This is a genomic window from Streptomyces sp. NPDC000878 (assembly GCF_053599695.1).
On record NZ_JBSFMT010000098.1, the window covers coordinates 24,169 to 31,893 of the forward strand.

General features: G+C 74.4%; 1 protein-coding gene. It reads right to left on the reverse strand.

What is annotated here, in order from left to right:
- Positions 1-4: 4 nt before the first annotated feature.
- On the reverse strand, positions 5-7,725 hold a 7,721-nt coding region (locus tag ACWDR4_RS45180; protein ID WP_450417410.1), incomplete at its 5' end, for a type I polyketide synthase.

Sequence of the window (7,725 nt, forward strand, 5' to 3'; positions counted from 1 at the left end):
ATCCTCACTGTCCCAGCTCGTTGTCGATGAAGCTGAAGATGTCGTCGTCGGATGCGGAGGCGAGCTGTTCCTCGACCTCGGAACGGGCCCCGGCACCGGACGCCTCGTCCGTCACCGTGTCCAGCAGCCGCCGCAGCCGGGCCGCCACCAGATCACGGGCCGCCGCGTCGTCGGCCAGACCGCTGTCGGCCAACACCTCCTGCAGCCGGTCGAGTTCGGCGTCCAGCGATGTCTCGGGCCGCTCCGGTAGCAGCTCGGCACGGAGGAAGGCCGCGACGGCCACCGGCGTGGGGTGGTTGAAGACGAGCGTGGCCGGCAGCTTGAGACCGGTCGCCGCGCCCAGCCGGTTGCGCAGGGTGACCGCGGCCAGCGAGTCGAACCCCAGGTCCTTCAGGGGCCGTTGGCCGTCCACCGCCTCACTGTCGGTGTGCCCGAGGACGACGGCGGTCTCGGCGCGCACCAGATCGGTCAGCACCCGTTCCTGGTCGCTCGCGGACAGCCCGGTCAGGGTCTGGGTGAGCGCCTCCGAGGTGGTCGCCGCGGCGCCCCCGTCGTCCGGCCCGGAGTCCGTCAACGCCCGTACGGCCTCCGGCAGTTCATCGAGCAGCGGGCTGCTGCGCACCGCCGTGAAGGCGGGCGCGAACCGTTCCCAGTCCACGTCGGCGAGCACCAGCGCGGTCTCGTCCCGGGACAGCGCGTCGATCAGCGCGGCGACCGTCTGCTCGGAGGGCAGCGGGGTCAGACCCCGGCGGCGGAGCTGCGCGCGGCGTTCCGTCTCGGCCTCCTCGTCCTCCAGACCGGTGCCGGGATCGGCCCACGGACCCCAGGCGACGGAGGTCGCGGGCAGACCTCGGGCCCGCCGGTGGGCGGCGAGCGCGTCCACGTACGCGTTGGCGGCCCCGTACCCGCCCTGCGCCCCGCTGCCCCAGACACCGGCGATGGAGGAGAACAGGACGAAGCCCTCCAGCGCGGTGTCCGCCAGCAGTTCGTCGAGATGGGCGGCGCCGAGGGTCCTGGTGCGCAGGGAGCGCTCCAGCTCGGCCGGGTCGAGGTCGGTCAGCGCCGCCGCGTCCAGTTCCCCGGCGGCGTGCACGACGGCGGTCAGCGGAGCGTCCTCGGGTACCGAGGCCAGCAGCGCCGCGAGCGCCGTACGGTCCGCGACATCGCAGACCGCGACCGTCACCCGGGCCCCGACGGTGGTGAACTCGGCCTCCAGAGCCACCCGTTCGGCCACGTCCAGGTCCATGTCCGTGGTCAGCAGCAGGTGTTCGGCGCCCAGCGCGGCCAGCTGGCGTGCCGTGTGCGCGCCCATGCCACGGGTGCCGCCGGTCACCAGCACCGTGCCGTGCGGCGCCCAGGAACGCCGTACGGGCACCGAGGCCAGCGGGGAGCGCACCAGACGGCGGGCGAGCACCCCGGCGCCACGGACCGCGAGCTGGTCCTCGTCCGCCAGGCCGGACAGCGCCGCCATCAGCCGGACGAGGTCACGGTCGTCCGGTGCGGCCGGGAGGTCCACCAGGCCGCCCCACCGGTCGGGGTGCTCCACCGCCGCCGTCCGGCCCAGCGCCCACACCTGGGCCTGCACGGGAGCGGTCGGCGGATCGGCGTCGGTCGTGCCGACCGCGCCCCGGGTGACCGTCCACAGCGGGACCGGCACCTCCGTGTCGGCCAGCGCCTGCATCAGCAGCAGGGTGCCGGCGGTGCCCGCGGTGAGCGCCGGCCGGCCGGCCGACGGTGTCTCGTCCAGCGGGAGCAGGGACAGGATTCCGGCGACCTCCCCGGCTGCCCCTCCGGCTGCCTCTCCGACGGCGGGCTCCCTTATCGCCAGGGCGAGTTCGGCCCGGTCCAGGCCGGCCGCGACATCGAGCCGCACCGGCCGGGCGCCGTGCCGTTCCAGTGCCAGGGCCACCCGCCCGGCCAGTTCAGCAGCCTCCGCGTGCCCCTCCGGGGCCACCAGCAGCCAGGTGCCCGACAGCAGCACCGAGGCCGGCTCGGTCACCGGCCGCCAGGCCACCTTGTACCGCCAGGCATCGGCGGCCGACCGCGCCACACGGCCCCGCCGCCAGGACGACAGCGCGGGCAGCACCGCGCCCAGCGCGTCACCGTCGTCCAGCCCGAGGGTGGCCGCCAGCGTCTCCAGGTCGCCGTTCTCCACCGCTTCCCAGAACCCGGTCTCCACCGCGTCCCCGGTCCCGGCCGCCGAACGGTCGGCGGGCGCCTCGACCCAGTACCGCTTGCGCTGGAAGGGATACGTCGGCAGGTCCACCCGGCGCGGACGTGCGGGCTCCGGCCAGCGCACCGGCAGACCCCGCACCCACGCCTCGGCCAGCGAGGCGTTCAGCCGCACCGGCCCGCCCTCGTCACGCCGGAGCGTGCCGAGGACCAGGGCCTCGGCGCCCGCCGCCTCGGCCGTCTCCTCGATGGCCATGGTCAGGACGGGATGCGCGCTGATCTCGATGAAGGTGGTGTGTCCGGTGGTGAGGAGGGTGTGGATGGTGGGGGCGAAGGTGACGGGTCGGCGGCAGTTCTCGTACCAGTAGTCGGCGGTGAGTTCGGTGCCGTCGAGGACGGCGCCGGTGGCGGTGGAGTAGTGGGGGAGGTGGGCTTTGCGGGGCTTGATGAAGGCGAGTGCGGTGAGGAGTTGGTCGCGGAGGGGTTCGACTTTGGGGCTGTGGGAGGCGACGGTGGAGGGGACGATGCGGGCGCGGATGCCTTTGCCGGTGAGGGTGGTGACGAGTTCTTCGAGGGCGTCGTGGTCGCCTGCGACGGTGACGGCGGTGGGGCCGTTGACGCCGGCGATCCACAGGCGGTCGGGGTAGGCGGCCAGATGCCGGACCGCGTTCTCCTCGGTGGTTTGGAGGGAGGCGACGGCGCCGTGTCCGGTGAGGTGGTCGGCGAAGAGTTGGGAGCGGATGAGGACGATGCGGGTGGCGTCGTGGAGGGTGAGGGCTCCGCTGATGTGGGCGGCGGCTATTTCTCCCTGGGAGTGGCCGATGACGGCGTCGGGGTGGATGCCGTGGGCCTGCCAGAGGGCGGCCAGGGCGATGTTCACGGCGAACAGCACCGGCTGCAACACCTCGATCCGCTCCAGCGGAGGCGCCTCGGGCTCCCCGCGCAGCACGGCCTCAACCCGCCACGGCACATGACTCTCGATCACGGCCGCGCACTCCCGCAGCCGCTCGGCGAACAGCGGTGTCGAGTCGAGCAGTTCGACCGCCATCCCACGCCACTGCGAGCCCTGCCCGGGCAGCACGAACACCGTACGGCCCCACTCCCGAGCCGTCCCGGTGATCACGTTCGGGGCCGACTCGCCCCGCGCCAGGACGTCCAGCCCCTCGCCGAGCACGACGGCCCGCTGGGGCAGCGTCGCCCGGGTGGTGGCCAGGGCGTGCGCCACGTCGGTGCGCCGCAGCCCGGGGTTGAGCGACAGATGGGCGGCCAGCCGCCGCGCCTGGTCGCGCAGCGCGGCCGGGTCCGCCGCGGACAGCGGCAGCGGCAGTGCCGCCGCGTTCGACTCGGGAAGCTCCTCCGAGGGCGCGGCGGGCGGAGCGTGCTCCTGCGGAGCCTGCTCCAGGATCACATGGGCGTTGGTGCCGCTGATCCCGAAGGAGGAGACACCGGCCCGGCGCGCCCGCCCGGTCTCCGGCCAGTCGCGGCCCTCGGCCAGCAGTTCCACGGCGCCCGCGTCCCAGTCCACGAACGGGGAAGGCGTCTCGGCGTGCAGCGTCGGCGGCAGCACCCCGTGCTGCAACGCCTGCACCATCTTGATCACCGACGCGGCCCCGGCGGCGGCCTGCGTGTGCCCGATGTTCGACTTGACCGAACCCAGCCACAGCGGATCCGTGTCCGCCCGCTCCTGCCCGTACGTCGCCTGCAGCGCCTGCGCCTCGATGGGGTCGCCCAGCGGAGTGCCGGTGCCGTGTGCCTCCACGGCGTCGACATCGGCGGGCGTCAGCCGGGCGTCGGCCAACGCGGCCCGGATGACCCGCTGTTGGGAGGGCCCGTTCGGGGCTGTCAGCCCGTTCGACGCGCCGTCCTGGTTGACCGCGGTACCGCGTACCACTGCGAGCACCCGGTGCCCGTTGCGCCGCGCGTCCGACAGCCGCTCCACGAGCAGCATCCCCGCGCCCTCGGCCCACCCGGTGCCGTCCGCGTCCGCCGAGAACGACCGTGACCGGCCCGTCGGCGACAGCGCCCGCTGCCGGCTGAACTCGATGAACGTGAACGGCGACGCCAGTACGGTCACACCGCCCGCCAGCGCCAGTGAGCACTCGCCCGACCGCAGCGCCCGTATCGCCAGATGCAGCGCGACCAGGGAGGAGGAGCAGGCGGTGTCCACCGACACGGCCGGGCCTTCGAGCCCGAAGGTGTACGAGATACGGCCCGAGCTGACGCTGCCGGTGTTGCCGGTGCCCAGATACCCCTCCAGATCGCCGGGCATCTCCGGCAGCCGGCTCACGTAGTCGTGGTACATGAGGCCGGTGAACACACCGGTGTCACTGCCGCGCAGCGTCGCCGGATCGATCCCGGCCCGCTCGAACGCCTCCCAGGAGGTCTCCAGCAGCAGCCGCTGCTGCGGGTCCATGGCGAGTGCCTCGCGCGGCGAGATCCCGAAGAACTCCGCGTCGAACTCGGCCACGTCGTGCAGGAACCCGCCCTCGCGCGTGTACGAGGTGCCCGGCCGGTCCGGGTCCGGATCGAACAGGTTGGCCACGTCCCAGCCCCGGTCCGCCGGGAACTCCGAGATCGCGTCGCCCCGGGCGGTGACGAGCTGCCACAGATCCTCCGGCGAGCGGACCCCGCCCGGATAGCGGCACGCCATCCCGACGATGGCGATCGGCTCGTCGGCGCCACGGACGGCAGCCGCCGCGGGCCGCCGCACGGTGGCCTCGGCCGACGCCGGTGCCGTCCCCAGCTCCTGGACGAGATGGTCGGCGACCGCCGCGGCCGAGGGGTGGTCGAAGACCAGCGTCGCGGGCAGCCGCAGACCGGCCGCCTTGCCGAGCCGGTTGCGCAGTTCCACGGCCGTCAGCGAGTCGATGCCCAGCTCCTTGAAGCCGCGCCGCGCCTCCACGCTCCCCGGGCCGTCGAAGTCCAGGACGGCCGCGACCTGGGTCCGGACCAGCTCCAGCAGGACTTCGCGCTGCTCGTCGGCCGTCCGGCCGGCCAGCCGCTGGGTGAGCGGAGTGGCATCGGCGGCGGTGGCCGCGCGCCGGGCGGGCACACGGACCAAGGCCCGCATGAGCGGCGGGAGTTCGTCGCCGAGCGCGCGCAGGGCGCCGGTGTCGAGCCCCACCGGCAGTGCCACCGGTGCGTCCAGGGCGAGCGCGGTGTCGAAGAGGGCGAGCCCCTGCTCGACGGTCAGCTCCCGCATCCCGGCGCGGGTCAGCCGGGCCTGGTCGGCGGCGCCGAGTTCGGCGGCCATGCCGCCTTCGGCCCAGGGTCCCCAGGCCAGTGAGGTGGCGGGGAGCCCTTGTGCGTGGCGGTGGGCGGCGAGCGCGTCGAGGAAGGCGTTGCCCGCCGCGTAACTCGCCTGCCCCGCGGTGCCGTAGGTACCGGCGACGGAGGAGAACAGCACGAAGGCCTTGAGGTCCAGGTGGGCGGTGGCCCGGTGGAGGTGCCAGGCGGCGTCGGCCTTGGGCCGCAGCACCCCGGACAGCCGCTCCGGGGTCAGCGCGGCGACCACTCCGTCGTCCACGACGCCCGCCGCGTGCACGACGGCCCGCAGCGGGTGCGCGGCCGGGATCCCGGTCAGCAGTTCCGCCACGGCCGCCGGGTCGCTCACATCGCACGCGGCGAAGGCCGCCTCGGCGCCGAGCCCGGCCAGCTCGGCCGCCAACTCGTCGGCCCCCGGGGCCTGTCGGCCACGGCGGCTGGTCAACAGCAGTCGGCGGACCCCGTGTTCGGTGACCAGGTGACGGGCCAGCAGGGCGCCCAGGGCCCCCGTGGCACCGGTGACCAGGACGGTGCCCTCGGGACCCCAGCCGCCGGGCGCCGACGCCGCCGGCACGGCCCGCTGCAGCCGGGGAGCCAGCAACCGCCCGCCGCGCACGGCGAGTTGGGGTTCACCGGAGGCGACGGCGGCAGCCAGGGCGGCGGCCTGCCGGGCAGGATCGGCGGCGGTCTCCTCATCGAGGTCCACCAGGACGACCCGGCCCGGATTCTCGGTCTGGGCCGACCGCAGCAGACCCCACACCGCGGCTCCGGCCGGATCCCGCACGTCCTCCCGCGCGTCGGCGGCGACCGCCTGATGGGTGACGGCGACCAGCAGGGTCTCCGCCGTACGCTCCTCGGCCAGCCACTGCTGTACGGCGGCCAGGGCGCGGTGGGTCAGTTCGTGCACCGAGCCCGGCGCCGCCAGCCCCGGTGCCGCGGTCAGTCGTACGGCCGCCGCCGCGTCGGATTCGGAGGCGTCCGCGAGAGCGTCGGCGATGTCGGCGTACGCGGGCACGGCCTCCGTACCCGTCGCCGTCACCGGCACCCAGCCGAGGGTGAACAGCGAGTCCCGCAGACCGGGCGCGCCGACGGTGGCGAACTGCGCCGGATCGGCGGACCGCAGCGACAGCGACCCGATGTCCGCGACGGGCTGCCCGGCGACATCGGCCACGGTCAGCGACACCGCCCCCGGCCCGGCGGGTGCCAGTCGGATGCGGGCTGCGGGTGCTCCGGTGGCGTGGAGTCGTACGTCGTTGAAGGCGAAGGGGAGGCGGGTTTCGCCGGGTGTGGCGGGGAGTGCGCCGAGTTCGATGGCGTGCAAGGCCGCGTCGAGGAGGGCGGGGTGGAGTCCGTACCGTCCGGCGGTCTCTGTCTGTGTGTCGTCGAGGGCGATGTCGGCGAAGATCTCGTCGCCGCGTCGCCAGGCGGCCTTGAGTCCCTGGAACGCCGGCCCGTACTCGAAACCCTTCCCGGCCAACGTCTCGTACCAGCCGGTCAGATCCATCGCGTCCGCACCGGACGGCGGCCACGCGAGCAGATCCGCGCCTTCCGTGGCCGTGGTGTCGCCGGCCGTCAGTACGCCCGTCGCGTGGCGGGTCCACTCCTCGGCCGCGTCGACGTCGAAGGTGTCCTCGCCGGGCAGGGCTCCGTCGGCCGGGTCCGCGTCCGGCCGTGAGTAGATCCGTACCTCACGCCGTCCGTCGGCGTCCGGGGCGGCGACGACCAGTTGCACCTGACGTCCGCCCGTCGCGGGCAGCACGAGCGGTGCTTCGAGCGTCAGCTCCTCCACGGTCGCGCAGCCGGTCTCCGCACCGGCCCGTATCGCCAGTTCGACCAGTCCGGTGCCGGGGAAGAGGACGGTGCCCAGCACGGCGTGATCGGCCAGCCACGGCTGAGTGTCCCGCGCCAGCCGGCCGCTCAGCACCACACTGCCGGAGTCCGCCAGCGACATCGTCAGCCCGAGCAGCGGGTGGCCCGTGGCCGCCCGCGCGGTGTCGGCGTCGGACGGCAGCCAGTAGTGCTTGTGCTGGAAGGGGTAGGTGGGGAGGTCGACGGTGTGGCCGCGGCTGTCGGGGGCGGGCAGGAGAGGCGAGCGGCCGTGGGCGTGGAGGGTGGCCGTCGCGTGCAGGAGGGCGATGGGCTCCGGGATGTCGCGGCGTTGGGTGGGGACCAGCAGCGTGTTGTCGTGGTCGGGGAGGGTGGTCTTGCCGAGGGTGGTGAGGGTGGTGTCGGGGCCGACTTCGAGGTAGGTGGTCGTGTGGAGGGTGTCCAGGGTGTGGAGGGTGTCGG